Source organism: Paraburkholderia sp. J7 (assembly GCF_905220155.1).
Taxonomy (GTDB): Bacteria; Pseudomonadota; Gammaproteobacteria; order Burkholderiales; family Burkholderiaceae; genus Paraburkholderia.
Genome location: NZ_CAJMYZ010000001.1, coordinates 661,332 through 677,558 on the forward strand (window position 1 = coordinate 661,332; position 16,227 = coordinate 677,558).

General features: G+C 64.5%; 17 protein-coding genes. 11 read left to right on the top strand and 6 right to left on the bottom strand.

The genetic code is table 11. The annotated features are described in order from the left end of the window. Positions 1-4 precede the first annotated feature (4 nt). From U5A58_RS02955 to U5A58_RS02985, 7 genes are all read left to right on the top strand, one after another. Entirely contained in the window at positions 5-862 is an 858-nt protein-coding gene (locus tag U5A58_RS02955; RefSeq protein ID WP_321960200.1) for an SDR family oxidoreductase, read from the top strand. Positions 863-1,065: 203 nt separating this feature from the next. Further along, positions 1,066-1,461, top strand: coding sequence for a dihydroneopterin aldolase (locus U5A58_RS02960; RefSeq protein ID WP_321960201.1), 396 nt, complete (start codon positions 1,066-1,068; stop codon positions 1,459-1,461). 3 nt (positions 1,462-1,464) lie between these two features. Continuing rightward, the gene (gene ttcA / locus U5A58_RS02965; RefSeq protein WP_321960202.1) at positions 1,465-2,436 is read left to right on the top strand and encodes a tRNA 2-thiocytidine(32) synthetase TtcA; all 972 of its coding nucleotides are present in this window, start codon (positions 1,465-1,467) and stop codon (positions 2,434-2,436) included. Between the two features lie 202 nt (positions 2,437-2,638). Further along, positions 2,639-4,000: a bifunctional UDP-N-acetylglucosamine diphosphorylase/glucosamine-1-phosphate N-acetyltransferase GlmU gene (glmU, locus tag U5A58_RS02970; RefSeq protein WP_321960203.1), complete on the top strand. Its 1,362-nt coding sequence runs from the start codon at positions 2,639-2,641 to the stop codon at positions 3,998-4,000. Between the two features lie 71 nt (positions 4,001-4,071). Next, positions 4,072-5,898, top strand: coding sequence for a glutamine--fructose-6-phosphate transaminase (isomerizing) (gene glmS / locus U5A58_RS02975; protein WP_321960204.1), 1,827 nt, complete (start codon positions 4,072-4,074; stop codon positions 5,896-5,898). A 338-nt stretch (positions 5,899-6,236) separates the two neighbouring features. Then, positions 6,237-6,944, top strand: a complete 708-nt coding sequence (locus tag U5A58_RS02980; RefSeq protein ID WP_321960205.1) for an SIR2 family NAD-dependent protein deacylase — start codon at positions 6,237-6,239, stop codon at positions 6,942-6,944. 119 nt (positions 6,945-7,063) lie between these two features. Beyond that, a complete protein-coding gene (locus tag U5A58_RS02985) occupies positions 7,064-7,564 on the top strand; it encodes a CinA family protein (RefSeq protein WP_321960206.1) in 501 nt (166 codons plus the stop codon). Between the two features lie 441 nt (positions 7,565-8,005). Here U5A58_RS02985 and U5A58_RS02990 read toward each other — a convergent pair whose 3' ends face one another. After that, on the bottom strand, positions 8,006-8,929 hold the full coding sequence (locus U5A58_RS02990; protein ID WP_415774157.1) for a DMT family transporter: 924 nt from the start codon (positions 8,927-8,929) through the stop codon (positions 8,006-8,008). A 455-nt stretch (positions 8,930-9,384) separates the two neighbouring features. On the opposite strand from U5A58_RS02990, the gene U5A58_RS02995 reads away from it, so the two are divergent. Further along, complete coding sequence (locus U5A58_RS02995; RefSeq protein ID WP_321915282.1) at positions 9,385-9,606, top strand: hypothetical protein; 222 nt, start codon at positions 9,385-9,387, stop codon at positions 9,604-9,606. Positions 9,607-9,679: 73 nt separating this feature from the next. On the opposite strand, the gene U5A58_RS03000 is transcribed toward U5A58_RS02995, so the two are convergent. Together U5A58_RS03000 and U5A58_RS03005 are read right to left on the bottom strand one after the other, a co-directional pair. Beyond that, positions 9,680-9,964 (bottom strand): hypothetical protein, encoded by a 285-nt coding sequence (locus U5A58_RS03000; RefSeq protein WP_321960208.1) that lies wholly within the window; start codon positions 9,962-9,964, stop codon positions 9,680-9,682. 117 nt (positions 9,965-10,081) lie between these two features. Further along, positions 10,082-10,936 (bottom strand): Mut7-C RNAse domain-containing protein, encoded by an 855-nt coding sequence (locus U5A58_RS03005; RefSeq protein WP_321960209.1) that lies wholly within the window; start codon positions 10,934-10,936, stop codon positions 10,082-10,084. Positions 10,937-11,075: 139 nt separating this feature from the next. Here U5A58_RS03005 and U5A58_RS03010 point away from each other — a divergent pair, with 139 nt between their 5' ends. Together U5A58_RS03010 and U5A58_RS03015 are read left to right on the top strand one after the other, a co-directional pair. Beyond that, positions 11,076-11,948 (top strand): NAD(P)-dependent oxidoreductase, encoded by an 873-nt coding sequence (locus tag U5A58_RS03010; protein WP_321960210.1) that lies wholly within the window; start codon positions 11,076-11,078, stop codon positions 11,946-11,948. A 264-nt stretch (positions 11,949-12,212) separates the two neighbouring features. Further along, positions 12,213-12,578, top strand: a complete 366-nt coding sequence (locus U5A58_RS03015; protein WP_321960211.1) for a response regulator — start codon at positions 12,213-12,215, stop codon at positions 12,576-12,578. A gap of 239 nt (positions 12,579-12,817) precedes the next feature. Here U5A58_RS03015 and argC read toward each other — a convergent pair whose 3' ends face one another. The 3 genes from argC to U5A58_RS03030 form a co-directional block, all read right to left on the bottom strand. After that, positions 12,818-13,765 carry an N-acetyl-gamma-glutamyl-phosphate reductase gene (argC, locus tag U5A58_RS03020; protein WP_321960212.1) on the bottom strand — a complete coding sequence of 316 codons (948 nt, stop codon included), beginning with the start codon at positions 13,763-13,765 and terminating at the stop codon, positions 12,818-12,820. A 159-nt stretch (positions 13,766-13,924) separates the two neighbouring features. Beyond that, positions 13,925-14,506 carry a flavodoxin family protein gene (locus U5A58_RS03025; RefSeq protein WP_321960213.1) on the bottom strand — a complete coding sequence of 194 codons (582 nt, stop codon included), beginning with the start codon at positions 14,504-14,506 and terminating at the stop codon, positions 13,925-13,927. 145 nt (positions 14,507-14,651) lie between these two features. After that, positions 14,652-15,176, bottom strand: coding sequence for a YbhB/YbcL family Raf kinase inhibitor-like protein (locus tag U5A58_RS03030; protein WP_321960243.1), 525 nt, complete (start codon positions 15,174-15,176; stop codon positions 14,652-14,654). Between the two features lie 336 nt (positions 15,177-15,512). On the opposite strand from U5A58_RS03030, the gene U5A58_RS03035 reads away from it, so the two are divergent. Then, positions 15,513-16,220, top strand: coding sequence for a response regulator transcription factor (locus tag U5A58_RS03035; protein ID WP_321915275.1), 708 nt, complete (start codon positions 15,513-15,515; stop codon positions 16,218-16,220). Positions 16,221-16,227: the final 7 nt, after the last annotated feature.

Below are 16,227 nucleotides of genomic sequence, written 5' to 3' on the forward strand. Positions count from 1 at the left end.
GTAAATGAGCGCAACTCCCGGCATCCGCCCGGCTGACGCCGACCTGAGCGCATCCGGCGAAGGATCGCGCCCCGATTCCGACGCCCAGGCGCCCGTCGTGCTGGTGACGGGCGGCGCACGCCGCATTGGCCGCGAACTGTCGCTCGGCTTTGCGGCGCGCGGCTGGGACGTCGCGGTGCACTACGGCGAGTCGCGCGAGGCCGCCGACGAAGTCGTCGCCCAAATCGCGGCGCTGGGCCGCAGGGCTGTGGCGCTGCACGCCGACCTCGGCAGCGAGGCCCAGGTGGCGCGGCTCGTGCCGGACTGCGCGGCGGCGCTCGGCCGTCCTGCGTGCGTGCTCAACAATGCGTCGCGCTTCGACGAGGACACCGCGCGGGATGTGGGCTACGCGAAGCTGCTGCAGCTCATGGCGATCAACGTGGGCGCGCCGCTCGTACTGGCGCGCATGCTGTACGAGGCAACGCCCGAGGCAGCGGTGGACGACGAGACGCTGCGCACATGTGTGATCAACGTGCTCGACCAGAAGCTGTACAACATGAATCCCGACTATCTGTCGTACACGCTGACGAAGGCTGCGTTGCAGAACGCCACCGTCGCGCTCGCTCAGGCGCTCGCGCCGAAGGTGCGCGTGGTGGGGCTCGCGCCCGGGCTCACGCTGCAGTCGGGCGACCAGACGCCAGAGAGCTTCGCGGCCGCGCACCAGGTCACGCCGCTCAAGCGCGCGTCGCGGCCTGCGGATCTCGTGGAAGCCGCGCTGTATCTCGCGCGCGCTTCCGGCGTGACGGGCACGACGCTCGTCGTGGACGGCGGCCAGCACCTCGTGCCGCTGCCGCGCGACGTGATGTTTTTGACGGGCAACTAAAGCCCAAACGTGGGTTGCATCAAGATTTGCAACTAAATGCATAGCCCGCTGCGCGCACGACTGCGAGCCCGTGGTGCTAACGAAGACAAAGGTACGCAAGCCGCCGCGCACGAGCGGCTTTGCAGACCGGCTGAACGACCCGCCGGGCGCGCCGCGCCGGCATACGTGCGAACGAACGCACGCTTTTATCGACTGGAACCTGTATGTCCACCGTTTTGCTTCACCCCCGGCTGGCCGATTGCCGCCGGCTTTTCCTGCGCGACTACGAAGTGCACATCAACATCGGCGTGCATGACTTCGAAAAGCGCGGCGAACAGCGCGTCGTCATCAATGTCGATCTGTTCGTGCCGCTCGCTACGAGCACGCCGCACGAGGACAAGCTGCGCGAAGTCGTCGACTACGACTTCATGCGCTCGACCGTTGCCGAGCGTGTTGGCAAGGGCCATATCCATCTGCAGGAGACGCTCTGCGACGACCTCGCCGCGGCGCTGCTCTCGCACGAACTCGTGCGCGCCGTGCGTGTCTCGACCGAGAAGCCCGACGTTTATCCGGACTGCGACGCGGTGGGCGTCGAGGTCTTTCGCATCAAAGAGGACTGATTCATGAACGCCCCCGAAACGCTCCCCGTTGGCGAGGAAGCCGCGACCGAAGGCACCGGCCGCCAGGCGCTCACGCGCCGCGAGCAGAAGGAAGCCTACGAGAACAACAAGCTGTTCAAGCGCATCGTGCGTCAGGTCGGCCAGGCGATCGGCGACTACAACATGATCGAGAACGGCGACAAGGTCATGGTCTGCCTCTCGGGCGGCAAGGACAGCTACGCAATGCTCGACGTGCTGCTGCGCCTGCGCGAGCGCGCGCCGATCGACTTCGACATCGTCGCGGTGAACCTCGACCAGAAACAGCCGGGCTTTCCGGAGCACGTGCTGCCGGAGTACCTCGACAAGGTGGGCGTGCCGTACCACATCGAGAACCAGGACACGTACAGCATCGTCAAGCGTCTGGTGCCCGAGGGCAAGACCACGTGCTCGCTGTGCTCGCGCCTGCGCCGCGGCATTCTGTACCGCGTGGCGGGCGAACTGGGCGCGACCAAGATCGCGCTCGGCCATCATCGCGACGACATCCTTCAAACGCTGCTGCTGAACCTGTTCTACGGCGGCAAGCTCAAGGGCATGCCCCCGAAGCTGCAGTCGGACGACGGCAAGAACGTCGTGATCCGCCCGCTCGCGTACGTGAAGGAAACCGATCTCGAAAAGTACGCGGTGCTGCGCGAATTCCCGATCATTCCGTGCAACCTGTGCGGCAGCCAGCCGAACCTGAAGCGCGCGGAGATGAAGGCGTTGATCCGCGAGTGGGACAAGCGCTTCCCGGGCCGCGTGGAGAACATGTTCAACGCGCTCGGCAACGTCGTGCCCTCGCACCTCATGGACGCGAACCTGTTCAACTTCGCGGACCTGCGCGCAACAGGCGTGGCCGATCCGGCCGGCGATATCGCGTTCGACGAGGAGCCGTGCTCGACCGACCCGGCGCCTGCCGAAGGCACGGCCATCAAGTTCACGCCGTTCGACGATCTTTAAGCCGCGCGTTTCTCGCTGGCAGTGCGATTTGTCTTAAACGCTCCGACCCCGCATCGGAGCGTTTTTCATTTCGAGCCGATGTTTCTGAAAAGCAGTTGTAAAACAGTGTTTATCGGGGCAAGAGAGCCCGTCTGGCCGGCGTGTCGGGGATATCCCGCATGCTAAAATCGGCCGCTTCATTCCTCATCCAGTCACTGATGCAATGAACATCGTGATCCTCGCGGCAGGCATGGGCAAACGCATGCACTCCGCGCTGCCGAAAGTGCTCCATCCGCTCGCCGGCAAGCCGCTCCTCTCGCACGTTATCGATACTGCCCGCACGCTGTCGCCCACCCGGCTCGTCGTCGTGGTCGGCCATGGCGGCGAAGCCGTGCGCGAAGCCGTTGGCGCGCCCGACGTCCAGTTCGCGCTGCAGGCGCAGCAGCTCGGCACGGGCCACGCGCTCGCGCAGGCGCTGCCGCTGCTCGACGCGAACGTGCCTACGCTCGTGCTCTACGGCGACGTGCCGCTCACGCGTGCTGCCACGCTCAAGCGTCTGGTCGACACCGCCGGGCCGAACGGTTACGGCATCCTCACCGTCACGCTCGACGACCCGACCGGTTACGGCCGCATCGTGCGCGACGCGGCGGGCCAGGTCGAGCGCATCGTCGAGCAGAAGGACGCGAACGAAGCGCAGCGCAAGATCGCCGAGATCAACACCGGCATCGTCGTGACGCCTACCGCGCCGCTCGCGGGCTGGCTTGCGGCGCTCAGGAACGACAACGCGCAGGGCGAGTACTACCTCACCGATGTCGTGGAAGCCGCGATCGCCGCCGGTCATCCGGCCGTGACCGCGCAGCCCGACGACGAATGGGAAACGCTCGGCGTGAACAGCAAGCAGCAGCTTGCCGAACTCGAGCGCGTGCATCAGCGCACGGTGGCCGAAGCGCTGCTCGTGGCGGGTGTCACGCTCGCGGACCCGGCGCGCATCGACGTGCGTGGCTCGCTTAACTGCGGGCGCGACGTGTTCATCGACGTGAACTGCGTGTTCGAAGGCGAGGTGACGCTGGCGGACAACGTCACGGTGGGCCCGAACTGCGTGATTCGCAGCGCGTCGATCGGCGCGGGCACGCGCGTGGACGCTTACACGCACATCGAAAACGCGGCGGTTGGCGCGAATGCAGTGCTCGGGCCGTATGCGCGGCTGCGCCCCGGCGCAAAGCTCGCCGACGACGTGCACGTAGGCAACTTCGTCGAAGTGAAGAACGCGAACATCGGCGTGGGCTCGAAGGCGAACCACCTGAGCTACGTCGGCGACGCCGACGTGGGCGCGGGCGTGAACATCGGCGCGGGCACCATCACCTGCAACTACGACGGCGCGAACAAGCACCGCACGGTCATCGAGGACAACGTGTTCGTGGGTTCGGATACGCAGCTCGTCGCGCCCGTGCGCGTGGGCCGCGGCGTGACCATCGCAGCGGGCACGACGGTGTGGAAGGACGTGCCCGCAGCCACGCTCGTGCTCAACGAGAAAACGCAGATCGCGAAAACCGGCTACGTTCGCCCGGTCAAGAAAAAGAACTGAACGGTTGAAACCCGGCGCCGCTGCATGAAAACGCGCGGCGCCCACGCCTCTCATTGCAAAGGATCGAATCCATGTGCGGCATCGTCGGCGCGGTTGCGCAACGTAATATCGTTCCCGTCCTGATCGAAGGACTGCGGCGCCTCGAATATCGCGGCTACGACTCGTGCGGCGTGGCCGTCGTGACGGCCGACGGCCCGCAGCGCGTGCGCAGCGTCGCTCGCGTGGCCGAACTCGACGAACAGGTGCGCGAGGCTCACTTCGAAGGCGTGACCGGCATCGCGCATACGCGGTGGGCGACGCACGGCGCGCCCACGGTGAACAACGCGCACCCGATCTTCTCGCGCGACACGCTCGCGATCGTGCACAACGGCATCATCGAGAACTACGAGTCGCTGCGCGAAATGCTGCGCGCGAAGGGCTACGAGTTCGTTTCGCAAACCGACACCGAAGTCATCGCCCATCTGATCCACAGCCTGTACCAAGGCGACCTGTTCGCCGCCGTGCGCGCGGCCGTGCAGCAGCTCGCGGGCGCGTATGCGATCGGCGTGGTGCACAAGAGCCAGCCGCATACGGTGGTCGGCGCGCGCGCCGGTTCGCCGCTCGTGGTGGGCTATGGCAAGGGTGAGAACTTCATCGCGTCGGACGGCCTCGCCATTGCGGGCAGCGCCGAGCACATCAGTTATCTGGAAGAAGGCGATGTGTGCGAGATCACGCTGGAAGGCGTGCGCATTGCCGATCGCGCGGGCAACATCGTGACGCGCGAAGTGCGCGATGTGCAGGCCTACGGCGCATACGGCGGCGAGGTCGATCTCGGCCCGTATCGCCACTACATGCAGAAGGAAATCTTCGAGCAGCCGCGCGCGATCTCCGACACGATCCCCGCCACCGACGCGTTCACGCCCGATCTGTTCGGCGACAACGCGCCCGAGGTGTTCAAGGGCATCGACAGCATCCTGATTCTCGCGTGCGGCACGAGCTATTACGCGGGCCTCACGGCGAAGTACTGGCTCGAGTCGGTGGCGAAGATCCGCACCGATGTCGAGATTGCGAGCGAATACCGCTATCGCGAGTCGGTGCCGAATCCGCGCGCGCTCGTCGTGACGATCTCGCAGTCGGGCGAAACCGCCGACACGCTCGCCGCGCTCAAGCACGCGCAGTCGCTCGGCATGGAGCACACGCTCGCCGTGTGCAACGTGGCGACGAGCGCGATGGTGCGCCTCACCGAACTCAAGTTCCTCACGCACGCAGGGCGCGAGATTGGCGTGGCGTCGACGAAGGCCTTCACCACGCAGCTCGTTGGCCTCTTCATTCTCGCGGTCACGCTCGGCAAGCTGCGCGGTCATGTGAATGCCGAGCAGGAAGCCGCGCATCTGAAACTGCTGCGCCACCTGCCGGCCGCGCTCAACGGCGTGCTCGCGCTGGAGCCGCAGATCATCGCGTGGTCGGAAGAGTTCGCGCGCAAGGAAAACGCGCTGTTCCTCGGGCGTGGGCTGCATTACCCGATTGCGCTCGAAGGCGCGCTCAAGCTCAAGGAAATCTCGTACATCCACGCCGAGGCGTATCCGGCAGGCGAGCTCAAGCACGGACCGCTGGCGCTCGTGACCGAGGCGATGCCCGTGGTGACGGTGGCGCCCAACGACGCGCTGCTCGAAAAGCTCAAGTCGAACATGCAGGAAGTGCGCGCGCGCGGCGGCCAGCTTTATGTGTTCGCCGATGCCGACACGCACATCACGAGCGAAGATGGCATCCACGTGATTCGCATGCCGGAGCACTACGGGCTGCTTTCGCCGATCCTGCACGTCGTGCCGCTGCAACTGCTCGCGTATCACACGGCGTGCGTGCGCGGCACCGATGTGGACAAGCCGCGCAATCTCGCGAAGTCGGTGACGGTGGAGTGAGGTTTATCGCGCGCTGATTGTGCTTGTTTGTGCTTGTTGAAAAAGGGATGCCACTACGACATCCCTTTTTTGTTTCGTCGATCGCAGCAGGAGCCGTTGAGAGGCCGCACAGGCGGCTGCCGCGGTTCGCTGCGTCTGCCAGGATGGTCTGACGCCCTGGGACGCCTCAGAGGCAGCGTAGTGCGCTCGTTGAGACCGTGGGTGCAATCGCCATTGCGACCTTCTGCCGAAACACTGCTGTAAGGTCATAATGTCGCCGTTCGATCAAGGAGGCGAAAGTGGCAAACGTGGCGCAACCCCGGCAACCTGGGCGGTCCGGCAGACTCCCCCGCCTGTTCGTGTTTTCCGGCGCAGGGCTCTCGGCGGAGAGCGGCATTTCGACGTTCCGCACCGGCGACGGCATCTGGTCCCACGCGAGCATCGACGAGGTTTGCAACTACCTCACATGGCGCCGCAACCGGCCCGCGGTTTTCCGTTTCTACAACCAACGCATTGCCGAATGCGGCGACGCGCGTCCGAACGCCGCCCACGAGTTGCTCGCGAAGTGGCAGGACAGCTGGGGCACGGAGCGCGTGCATCTCGTCACGCAGAACATCGACGACATGCTCGAGCAGGCCGGCGCGCGTCAGGTCACGCATCTGCACGGCGACATGATTTCGCTTCTGTGCACCGACTGCGACTATCGCTTCCCGACCTCCGGCCGGGCGCTCGATCCCCAGGCCGCCTGCCCGTCGTGCGGGCAGGTGGAGGGCGTGAAGCCGGGCGTGGTGTTCTTCAACGAGGGCGCGCCCGAGTACGAAACGCTCTGGCGCATTCAGCGCGACATGACGGCTGACGATCTCTTCATCGCCGTAGGGACGGCGTTCGAGGTGATCCCGCCTGAGCGGCTTCTGCCACCGGAGCGTTGCGGGCATTACGCGCGCAACTTCCTCGTCGATCCGGCGCCGCGCCGCACGGAATGCTTTGGCGTCGTCGAGGCCAAGCCCGCGACCATCGGTTTGGTCCATCTCGAGCCGACTATCGAGCAAATGATGGCGGGCGGCTAACGCCCACGTTGTACTCACGCGATGCATTCAGCAAGGGCGTGCCTCCTCGGGAGGCACGCCCTTTTTCATGTGCGCATGCGTGCGACACTCGCTTTTTTCCCTTTTCATCTCCTGGTGTCATGAACATTACGAAGCAGATCGCCGGGTATCTGATGTCGCGCTCGCTCGTGCTCGTGAGTGTCGAGACCTGCACGGCGGGTGCGATCGGCGCGATGATGGCCGACCAGCGCGGGGCTTCAGGTTGTCTCGATCTCGGTTACGTGGCGCACTCGGCAGCGCCGCTTGCGGCGCTGCCCGGCGTGAGTCCGCAGACGATCGCGCGTCACGGACTCGTTAGCGAGGCGGTTGCGCGCGAAGCGGCCGAGGGCGGGCTTGCGCGCAGCGCAGGACGCGCGAGCGTTGCGTTGGCGAGCGTCGGCTGGCTTGCCAATGAAGATCACGAGCCAGGTGTGGCCGTGACGCATTGCCTCGCATGGGCGTGCAGCGAAGGCGGCCGCGTGCATAGCGCGGGCGAGACAGTGCGTCTTTCCGGTAGACGCAGCGAGATCCGCAGATCGATCGCGCGGCTCGCCTTGCTCGGCTTGCCGCGATTCGTCGATGGTGTTTTCGCGCGCGAATAGACGCGAAGCGCAATGACCTGCGCGAATGCGCAGCACGCGAGCGCAGCGAGCGTCGCGGCTTTCCCCATAGTCTTTTCAGTATTTATATTTATAAGTAGTAGCAGTTAACAAGTCCTGGCATTAACTGTGGACAACCGGAAAATTACCTGTTGGCTCATACCGATGCGAAACGGATAGCCATGCGGACAAGACATGTACGCGTTGCGAGCTCCTGGGATAACTTTTCAGACCGCAACGCCAGGTGCGTAGTTATCAAGAAGTGATGCACAGGTCGTTCGCCAGGTCGTCCCCAGGTTATCCAGAGGTGGACGTGGATAACCTGGCTCGGCGCGGCGCAATCGCGCGTTATCCACAAAAAAAAATGGCGTCGCCTGTTAGCGACGCCATTCGTCAAAAAGAACTGTAGAGCGCGATATCAACGCCGCAAAACCATGGCGCGCTTTACGCTGTTTCGACAGGCTTCACTGTTGTGCGCTGCCGGGCGCGCTGGCGCGCTTGCCAGGCTGGCAGCAGCTGGCAGGCGAGCAAGCCGGCGAGCATGAGCGCGCAGCCGGCAAGTGCGCGCGGCGTGAGCGTTTCGCCGAGTGCGGCCCAGCCCGCGAGCGCGGCGAATACGCCTTCCATGCTGAAGATCACGGCGGCGTGCGCGGGCGCGGCGTCACGCTGCGCGACGACCTGCAGCGTATAACCGACGCCCACCGAAAGCGCGCCGCCATAGAGGATAGTGGGCGCGGCGCGCACGATGTCGGCCGCGCGCAGCGGTTCGCACACGAGCCCGATCGCGAGACACGCCACGCCGCAGGCGACGAACTGAACGATCGAGAGCGCGAGCGGGTCGTGCCGCGGCGCGTAGTGGCCCACGAGCATGACCTGGATCGAGATCACGAGTGCGCAGCCGAGTTGGAACCAGTCGCCGTACATCACCGAAAAGTGTTCGTTGATGCTGAGGAAGTAGAGCCCAACCGCAGCGAGCGCAGCGCCGACCCATGTGCCGATGCCGGTGCGATGACGCAGCAGCACACCGAGTATCGGCACGATCACGACATAGAGCGAGCTGATGAAGCCGGCGTTTGCGATTTTCGTGTAGCCGAGCCCGATCTGCTGAAGCGAGATAGCGACGGCCAGCACGAGGCCGAGCACGGTGCCCGAGCGCACCAGCGCACCATTGAAGAGCGCCGGGGCCGCCGCGTTGCCGCGGCCCGCAGCCGGGCGCCCACCGGCGCGGCCGCGTGCCAGCAAGAAGCAGGCGACGACGCCGGCGCCCAGCAGGAAGCGCAGGCCGGTAAACAGGAACGGGCCGATGGCGTCGAGGCTCAGTCGCTGGGCGACGAAGGCCGAGCCCCAGATGAGGGCGGCGATCAGCATGAGCAGATTGGCGCGCAGGTGGCGGCGGGTAGCGGATTGCAAGCGGAGATCTCTTTTCGCGGGGAACGGGCGCGACAGCGTTTTCGACGGTTGGCGCCAATGGCGCGCGGTGTCCTGTTGCGCAAGGGGCGGATTGCCCATTTTTTCGCGATTGCATCTGAGTCGGGCGGTAATCTGGCCCGAATTCGCGCGGGGCAGGCCGATTCAGCGTATTACGTGAAAAGACAACGAACTTCCGGAAAACGAACGCGTAAATGGCGATCGTATCCGAATTGAAAGGGAATTGTCTCCCGGAAAATACACCCGGGCATTAGCGGATGACAAACGCCCTACGCTGCGTAATACTGCTTCGCGCGAAACGCCCGCCCAGATCGGCAAGCGGATCGTTTCGCGTTTTCCAGCTGTTCTAATTCACAACGTGCCGGTCATTATTTGTCAGGTTTGGGGAACAACAGATGAAAAAGATTCTCGCCTCGCTCATCGCAGCATCGTTCGCACTGGTTACGGCTCACGCATTCGCACAAGACGCTTCGGCTCCGGCTGCAACCGCACCGGCAGCTAGCGCACCGGCCAAGGCCAAGAAGCAGCACAAGCAACTGAAGCACCACGGCAAGCGCGCCGCTGTGTCGGAAGGCGCATCGGCTGCGGGTACGGCAGACAAGGGCCAAGCTAACTAAAGCGCCTTTCAGCCATAAAAAAGCCAGAGCATCTGCTCTGGCTTTTTTTTGCGCGCTTGCCGCGGGGGAGCGTTCAGGACGCTTCGCGTGCGAGCCCGGCTTCCAGCAATTCGGTGACCAGGCCGTTCACGCCGCCGGGGTGGCCCTCGGCGCGAGCCTTCAGCTTCTCGACGAGATCGGCGTTGAGCTTGCACGCAAACGGCACGAGCCCCTGCGCCTGGTCCAGCTTGCGCTGTTCGCGGCGGTCCAGCGCAGGCTGCGCCGAACCCTTGCCGAAACGGTCGGGTCCGTTCTTGTGCGTTGCTTGCATCAGTTTCAGCGCCTTGTTCTTCTCAAGGTCGGTTTTCTTCATGGCCATATGTCGTGCTCCGGTGTTGGGCGGTGGCGCGCATTGTACGCAAACGCCTGCGTGAGTCCATTGCGGTTACGTGCCTCTTGAGCGCCTTTTGGCCGCATCGAGTACCCGTGAATACCACTACGCGCTGCCACCACGATCCGGCCCTTCATGGCCGTTGTGCCGATTGTGGCCGTCGTGCCCGTCGTGCCCGTCGTGCCCGTCGTGCCCGTCGTGTGCCGCGTGCGCGTCGTCCGCGGGGCGCGTGAGGCCGTCGATCAGCGTGCGCATGCGCTGCCAGTGCGAGCCTTCCCAGAACACCCGCTGGCACACGTCGCAGGTCACAAAGCGCGTTTGCCGGTCGTAGACGCCCGCGGGCACGCGCTCGCGGACCGCGGCGCGCTCGATGGGCCGCAGCGGCGCGTTGCACAGGAGGCAGAGCCGGAACGGCCGCGCGCTCGCCGCGAGGTCGAGCCGCTCGAAAATCTCGTGGACCTGGGCGCGCGGCTTGAGCGCGCGCACGTAGCAGCCGTGCGTGATGCTGCGCCGCTTGAGCAGTTCGCGGTCGCGCGTGAGCACGATGCGATGCTCGGCGGCGGCGAGCGCCTCGATCTCGTCGTCGGGGAAGTGGTTGTCGTAGAGCGTATCGAAACCCGCGAGCCGCAGGAGTTGCGCGAGGCCGCCAAGATGGGCGTCGGCGACAAAGCGCAGTTCGCGCAGCGGCGCGTCGCGCACGCGCAAGAGCGGGCGGATGTCGAGTGCTTCGAACTTCGGGTAGACGGCCACGCGGTCGCCATCCGCGAGCGGATGATCGAATCCCACTGATTCGCCGTTCACGAGGATCAATTCGACTTCGGTATGCGGCACGCCGAGCGCTTCGATCATGTGTTTGGCCGTGGCATTGCGCGCGCAGGCGCAACTAAACGCACGCCGGCGCAGCGGCCGCGCAAGAAAGTCGTTCAGCTCCTCATAAAAGCGAAAGGTGGCGGTGACCATGCAAAGCAGTATCGCACCGCCTGCCGGAGCGCGTGCGTGCGTTCGCGCGGCGTGAGTGGCCGCCTGCAGCGCGGCCCGTGTTGTGCTGTACTGCACCTTTGCGCGGGTTTCCCCTCGTTTTTCATGGAAGGAGCAGGCGATGGACATCGGTTTTATCGGTCTTGGCGAAATGGGCGGCGCGATAGTCGGCAATCTGCTGAAGGCGGGCCACACGGTGCGCGTGTGGAACCGCACGACTGCGAAGGCGCAGGCGCTTGCCGACGCGGGGGCGCGCATCGTCGCCACGCCGGGCGAGGCCTTCGCGGGCGATGCCGTGCTCTCGATGCTCGCCGACGACGCTGCGCTGAGCGAGGTCATCGACGCGACGCTGCTCGATCACGCACAGCCCGGCCTCGTGCACGTGAACATGGCGACCATTTCCGTCGAGCTGGCTGAAACGCTGGCGCATGCCCATGCCGGGCGCGGTTTGCACTACGTGGCGGCGCCGGTGCTCGGGCGCCCGGACGCCGCGCAGGCGGCGAAACTCACGATCATGGCGGCTGGCGCGACCGAGGCGATCGACCGCGTACAGCCGCTGTTCGACGTGATCGGTCAGAAAACGTGGCGCGTGGGCGCCGTCCCTCAGCAGGCGAACGTGATGAAGCTCGCCGCGAACTTCATGCTCGCTGCGGCCGTCGAGTCGCTCGGCGAGGCGGCGGCGCTGCTCGACGGCTACGGCGTCGCGATGCGCGACTTCCTCGACGTCGTGACAGGCGGCCCGTTTCCGGGCCCGGTGTATGCGGGCTACGGCGGCATGATCGCGCAGCGGCGCTACGAGCCCGCGCTCTTCAAGGCGCGCCTTGGCCTGAAGGACGTGCGGCTCGCACTGGCCGCCGCGGACGCCGCCGCGACGCCGATGCCGCTCGCGAGCGTGCTGCGCGACAGCCTGCTCGAAGCCGTGGCGCACGGCGACGGCGAGCGCGATTTCGCCGTGCTCGGCAAGGTGGCTGCGCGGCGCGCGGGCCGCGGTTGACGAGACTACGTGAATATCGGGGCGCAATGAGGTCCGGCGAACGTTCGCGGGCGTTTTGCGATCAAAATCTTCAGACGACCGCGCGGTGACGCACAAAGTCCCGGCGGCCGGCTGAGCACAATGTGGCGCATCTTGACGGACGGCGGCCGGGTTTGCGGCGCCGCCCGCGAAGTGGGGCGGGGAACCGATGACGACGACAGGGCGCGCACCGGATCGAACGGGAGATCCGACTGCGAGGCCAATTTCAGGGTAGGAGAACGGCGGATGGAGACGCGCATCCTGATCGCCGACAACGACGAGAAGTCGCTGGACGGGCTCAGCACCTTGCTGACCGATCTTGGCTACGGCGTATCTGCGGCCCGCACGCTCGACGAAGCGCTCGATCTTGCGGCGCGCGGTGCGCCCAATGTCGCGATCGTGGCGCTTTCGCTCGTGCAGGACGAGCCCGGAACGATCGCGCGGCAATTGCGCGCGGTTAGCGGCGAGCGCGCGCCGCTGCTGATCGCGCTCGCGGGCTGGGGCGAGTCGCGCCACCGCGACGAGGCGCTCGCAGCAGGCTTTGATGTGCACCTCGTGCGGCCTGTGGGGCTCGATCAGTTGATGTTCATCCTGTCCATGACAGGACAATGACGAATATGTTGTTGTGACGCAACATTCAGGGTGCGCACTACTTTACATGTTGCATTGCATCACGCTAGTCGATATACTGCTTCTTGTCTCCTCCATGTCTCCTCTGATATGGATTCAGCCCGCCAAACATTGGCGGGCTTTTTTTCGTCTGCAGGTTTTGCATCGACGCAAAACAGCGGACGTAAAAAAACCGGCTCAGCGAGCCGGTTTTTTTGTTTGCGCTGGAAACCGCAAGTGCTTCAGGCATTCAGACCGGTATTCTCGGCCGCGCCGATCGCGAGATTCATGCACTGGATCGCCGCGCCCGATGCGCCCTTGCCGAGGTTGTCGAGGCGCGCAACGGTGACGAACTGCTCGTCGTTGCCGAATACGAACAGGTCCACGCGATTCGTGTCGTTGTTCGCCTGAACGTCGAACATGCCGGCGTCGAGGTTTTCGTCGGCATTGAAGGGCGCCACGCGCACGAATGGTTCGCCCGCGTAGTACTCGGCGAAGAGCGCCTGCACGTCCTGGGGCTTTGCGCCGCGCGTGAGCTGCTTCGGCGAAAAATAGGTCGTGACCGCGAGGCCTTTGTAGAACGGTCCCACGATCGGCGTGAATACCGGCGCCGACTTCAGGCCGCCGTGCACCGCCATTTCCGGCAGATGCTTGTGCGTGAGGCCGAGCGCGTAGGGGCGCGGGCTCGCGAGCTTCGCGTTGCCGCCCGCTTCGTACTCCGCAATCATTTTCTTGCCGCCGCCGCTGTAGCCGGTGAGCGAGTAGCTGTGCGCGGCGAATTCCGGCGCGACGAGGCCGGCTTCGACGAGCGGGCGCATGGCCAGGATGAACGCCGAAGCGTGGCAGCCCGGCACCGCGATGCGCTTCGATTTGCGCACCTTGTCGCGCTGGGCTTTCGTCAGCTCGGGCAGGCCGTACGCCCAGTCGGCCTGGGTGCGAAACGCCGTGCTCGCGTCGATGAGGACGGTGCGGTCGTTTTCGACGAGCGAGGCCGACTCGCGCGAGGCGACGTCGGGCAGGCACAGGAACGTCACGTCCGAAGCGTTGATGAGACGGCGGCGTTCCTCGACGTCCTTGCGCTTCGCGTCGTCGATACGCAGGATCTCGACGTCGGTGCGCGGCGACAGGTATTCAAAAATCTTCAGGCCGGTCGTGCCTTCCTGTCCGTCGACAAAAACTTTCGTGCTCATCTCAGTCTCTCTGAACGCGGGGGAATTGCGGGGCGCCATCACCCAGGGCGGCGCTGGAACGGTATTTTAAGACGTCATGCCGCCACACGTGTGACGGCGCCTGGAAAAAAATCGGGGCTTACCCGGGGCTCACCCGGCGTGGGCCCATAAGGCAGAGATTCAGGCGTTCGCCGCGCGGCCGGCCAGCCAGCGCTCGGTCACCGCGGCAACACGCACGCCGAAGGCGCGCGCCGTTTCGAGGTCGCCTGCGGGCGGCGCTTCGTCCGGCGAGGCGTCGGCCGGCGACTGCGCGAGCAGCCCGGTGAAGCCGCCCACGAAGTTCACGTCGTTGCGCGTGGCGGCCTTCGTGTTGGCGGGCATCATGCCGGTACCGGTCCAGACCATGCCATGCTGCATCGCCAGCGTGACGAAATACTGGATGGTCGAAAACTTGTCGCCATTCATGGTCGCCGAATTGGTGAAGCCCGCAGCGATCTTGTCCTTCCACTTTTGTGTGAACCATGCCTTCGAACTCGCGTCTGCAAACTTCTTGAAGTCGGCGGACGGTCCGCCCATGTAGGTGGGCGCGCCGAACACGATGGCGTCGGCGGCGTCGAGCGCCGACCATCCCGCATCGTCGATCTCGTTCACGGCGATCATCGTTGCGTCGGCACCTGCGCCTTGCAGCCCCACCAGTACGTTTTCCGCGAGTTTCTTCGTGTGGCCGTAGCCGCTGTGATACGCAATGACGATCCGGGACATGGGCAACTCCATTCAAGGGGTGGGGATGATGCGCAGCGCTCCAACCCGCGCGTCGCTGAAACGGGACGCATCATCTTAAACAGTTCCGTGTTGCAGCATCCGTCGCATGGCGTATCGGCTGCGAGCCGCACACAGCCGCTCCCGGTCAGCGGCCGTACGTCACCGTGATTTGCGCGCTTGCGAGCGTCGAGCCGCGAATCTCGCGATCGAATAGCGCCGCGGGGCGGCCTTGCGCGAGCGGGAGCGTATCGATGTTCAGTGCGTAGACGGTCACGACATAGCGATGGGGATTGCCCGGCGGCGGGCATGGTCCCCCATAGCCGTCGACGTTGAAGTCGTTGCGCGCCTCGATCGCGCCGAGCTTGTGTAGCGCGCCCGAAGCGCTGGCGTTCTCCGGCAGGCTCGTCACGTTTGCGGGGATATTCGCGACGGCCCAGTGCCACCAGCCGCGCCCTGGTGCGTCGCGATCGAAGATCGTAATGGCAAAACTGCGCGTAGTTGCAGGAGCATTGCGCCAGGTCAAGCTTGGCGATTGGTTCGGCCCCTTGCAGCCTGCATCGTTGAAAATCTGGCGTGGTCCGATTTTTCCGCCGTCACTGAAGTCGGCGCTCGATATGATGAAATTTTCGCCTGCGTAGGCTAGGTTGGCGATCGTAACGGCGCTCGCCATGGCGAGCCACTTGAATACGCCTGAGCGGCGCGCGCAACCTGGCTCAAAGTCATAGGGAGTACGCATCAGCGAGTTCTCCTGTATGTTTGTGAAATTCGGGCCACGTAGTCCTGAAGGAAAGGTTTGATTTGTTCCCTAGTCCGGATTTGATTCAATATAGCGGTATAAACGAGCGAGCTTTCGCCTGCGCGCGTACAGAATGAGCGGGAGGATTCCGCTATAGTCATATATTCTCCTGCTTGGGCACGTGAAGCCGTCGGGCGCCAGCAACAAGAAGCGAACTATGGGATGGCCTCGCGCCGGAGAGAGAAGCAGGTTTGCCTACAGGGAGGGGTAATGCAGCAACCAATCAGGGTCGTAGTCGCCGACGATCATCCGGTGATCTTGTTTGGTGCGGAACATGCACTGCTCAATTTTCCAGGGATCCAGGTCGTTGGCCGCGCTCGCCAGTCCACGGAACTCGTCAAGGCGCTACAAACGGTTCCCTGCGACGTGCTGGTCACCGACCTTGCCATGCCGGGCGGTCAGTACGGCGACGGCTTGCCGCTCATCGGCTACCTGCGGCGCAACTTCCCGAATGTTCCCATCGTTGTCCTGACGATGCTCGAAAATGCCGCGCTGCTCAAACGCCTGGGCGAGCTAGGCGTGATCGCGGTGGTGCACAAGTCCGACGACCTGAGCCACATTGGCCTTGCGGTCCAGCATGTGAGCCGCAATCTCGAATATATGAGCCCGCAGGTAAAGGTTGCGCTCGATCAATTGCGCATCAATAGCGGCGGGAAAACCGATGAAGTGATTCTCTCGAAGCGAGAACTCGAAGTCGTACGACTCTTTGTTTCGGGTATGACGATTAAGGAAATATCCGAGAAACTGAGCCGAAGCATTAAGACCATCAGTACTCAAAAGAATACGGCGATGCGCAAGCTCGGACTCGATCGAGATTCCGAACTTTTCCAGTACGCGCAGAGCAATGGTTTGCTGAATCTCTCATCGCACGCGCCCGATGTGCCTGACGAGGGCGGTGAGGCACACGCGGCGCATTGAACCCGCA